This is a genomic window from Streptomyces sp. FH025, from assembly GCF_017427025.1.
In the GTDB taxonomy this organism is placed as follows: Bacteria; Actinomycetota; Actinomycetes; order Streptomycetales; family Streptomycetaceae; genus Kitasatospora.
Window position 1 is genome coordinate 1 of record NZ_JAFLNG010000923.1, and the last position, 2,485, is coordinate 2,485.

Sequence of the window (2,485 nt, forward strand, 5' to 3'; positions counted from 1 at the left end):
CCGGGCCCGTCTGCGCGGCCGCCCCGAGCTGGGACGCGAACACCACCTACGCGGCCGGCGGCACCAAGGTCTCGTGGAAGGGCCACTACTACACCAACAAGTGGTGGACCAAGGGCGACGACCCGAGCCTCAGCGGCCAGTGGGGTGTCTGGACCGACAACGGTCCCTGCTGAGCGGCTGACCGCCTGAGGGCCTGACGGACCCTCGCGGCACCTGAACGGAACGAGTCCGGCCCGCCGGGGGAGCACCCCCGGCGGGCCGGACTCCGTCGTTCACCGACGTCGCTCACCGACGTCGTTCGCTCGTGCCGCCCGCTCGCCCCGGGCTCACTGGGCCAGGTCGGCGGTGCGCCCGAGGGCGTCCGGCTGGCTCTCCTCGATCCGTCGCAGCATCCTGGCCAGCAGGCCGGAGAGCGCCGACCGCTCGTCGCCCGCGAGGTCCTGCAGCAGCTCCTCCTCGAACACCGCGGCCATCCGCATCGACTCCAGCCACTTGTCGCGGCCGTTCTCGGTCAGCTCGATGATCACCCGCACCCGGTTGGACTCGTCCCGCTCCCGGGTGACCAGGTCCTCGGCCACCATCCGGTCGATCCGGTGCGTCATCGCGGCCGGGGTGAGCCCGAGCCGCTTGGCGAGCTCGCCCGGCCCCAGCCGGTACGGGCTGCCGGACACCACCAGCGCCTTGAGCACCTCCCACTCGGCGGAGGTGATTCCGAGCACGGTCAGCTGCCGGTCGTACGCCACGCCCATCCGCCGGGAGACCCGGTTGAGGGTCTGCACGATCGTCTCCACCTGAGGGTCCACGGTGGGGAACTCCCGCTGGTAGAGGGCGACTTGCTCCGCGATGCCGAACTCCAGGGGGGTGGCCGGCGCGGGCTTGTCGGCAGCCGGCGACGGCTTGTCCGTAGTCATGCGGACCAGTGTCGCACGAAGGTGCATCTCTTAAGCCTTTGACTCCGCAGTCTTCCGGTGCTAAGACTTTACCTCGTCACAGTTTAGGTCTGAAATCTTCTGGGCTTAAGAGTTCCAGTCGAAACCAGGAAGGGATGTGCACGGTGATCGGCACGGTGAAGCAGCAGAGGCGGCAGCGACGTGGGGCGGGCGGCCCGCTGCGCCGCGTCCAGATCGGCAACGCGCTCAGTGCGTTCGGCAGCGGGTTCACGATGCCGTACATGTTCGTGTACGTGGACCAGGTGCGCGGGCTGGGCTCGCTGGCGGCCGGGATGGTGTTCACCGTCTTCGCGCTGGCGGCGCTCGCCGTCCTCCCGTTCACCGGGCGCGGCATCGACAGGTACGGTCCCCGGCCGGTGCTGCTGGCGGGTGCGGCGCTCGCCGCCACCGGCGCGTTCGCCTTCGGGCACGCCACCGCCACCCCGGCCCTGCTGGTCTCCTCCTTCCTGTTCGGCGCGGGTGTCACCACCTGCCAGCCGGCGCTCGCCACGATGATCGTCCGCTGCTCGACGGCGGCGACGCGCTCGCACGCCTTCGCGCTCCAGTTCACGCTGGTCAACCTGGGCATGGGCATCGGCGCGCTGGTCGGCGGGCAGATCGTGAACGTGGCCGACCCGGCCAGCCTCACCCGGCTGTTCACCATCGAGGCGGCGACGTTCCTCGGCCTGGCCCTGGTCACCGGCACCGCCCGGATGCCCAAGGTCCAGCTGAGCGTCGTCCAGGAGAAGGCCGACGGCCCGACCGGCCTGCGGGCCCTGCTCGCGGACAAGGCGATGGTGCGGCTCAGCATCCTCGCCGGGCTGATCTTCTTCACCTGCTACGGCCAGTTCGAGTCCGGTGTCGCGGCCTTCGCCACCGACACCGTCGGCACCGCGCCGTCCACCCTGGGCTTCGCGATCGGCGCCAACGCGCTGACCATCGTGGTGCTGCAGATGTTCATGGTGCGGATCACCGCGCGCCGCCGCCGCACCACCGCGATGGCCGCGGCCGGCGTGGTCTGGCTCGGCGCCTGGGCGATGGCCCTGGTGGCCGGTCTGATCCGGACCGAGACCATGGCCGCCACGGTCGCCATCGTCTCGATCTACGCCCTCTTCGGCGTCGGCGAGTCGCTGCTCGCGCCCACCATGGGCCCGATCGTCGCGGACCTCGCCCCGGCCCGGCTGCTCGGCACCTACAACGCCGGGTACGCCCTGGTGAAGCAGATCGCCATCGCGGTCGGCCCGGCCGTCGGCGTGCTGCTGGTCGGCTCCGGCACCTGGCCGCTCTACCTGGCGGCCATGGCGGGCTCGACGCTGCTGATCGTCGCCATGGCGCTGCGGCTGCGCCCGTACCTCACGCCGGAGCAGGACAACGCGGCCCCGGCCGTGGTCCACACCGTCCCGGTCCGGGAGCTGCAGACCGCCGCGTGACAACGGGCACGCAAAGCTGTTCGAGAGGGCCCCGGCCAGGTCACCCGGCCGGGGCCCGTCGCGCTTGGCTTCCCGCGCACCGCCACATAGTGTCAGTGGCTGTTGACCGCCCGGCCCCGGCCGGGG

The 2,485-nt window shown here is 71.5% G+C and carries 3 protein-coding genes; 2 read left to right on the plus strand and 1 reads right to left on the minus strand.

Annotated features, from left to right (window positions below; genetic code table 11):
• A partial coding sequence (locus J0670_RS40670; protein ID WP_374223237.1) for a carbohydrate-binding protein occupies nucleotides 1-173 on the plus strand: 173 nt, incomplete at its 5' end.
• Nucleotides 174-326: 153 nt separating this feature from the next.
• Here J0670_RS40670 and J0670_RS35705 read toward each other — a convergent pair.
• Nucleotides 327-911 (minus strand): MarR family winged helix-turn-helix transcriptional regulator, encoded by a 585-nt coding sequence (locus tag J0670_RS35705; protein WP_207816770.1) that lies wholly within the window; start codon nucleotides 909-911, stop codon nucleotides 327-329.
• A 143-nt stretch (nucleotides 912-1,054) separates the two neighbouring features.
• On the opposite strand from J0670_RS35705, the gene J0670_RS35710 reads away from it, so the two are divergent.
• Nucleotides 1,055-2,359, plus strand: a complete 1,305-nt coding sequence (locus J0670_RS35710; RefSeq protein WP_307806843.1) for an MFS transporter — start codon at nucleotides 1,055-1,057, stop codon at nucleotides 2,357-2,359.
• The last annotated feature ends 126 nt before the right edge of the window (nucleotides 2,360-2,485 follow it).

What these genes read in the sequence shown, in the direction of transcription:
- J0670_RS35705 (WP_207816770.1), bottom strand. Translation starts at nt 911, where the DNA reads ATGACTACGGACAAGCCGTCGCCGGCTGCCGACAAGCCCGCGCCGGCC.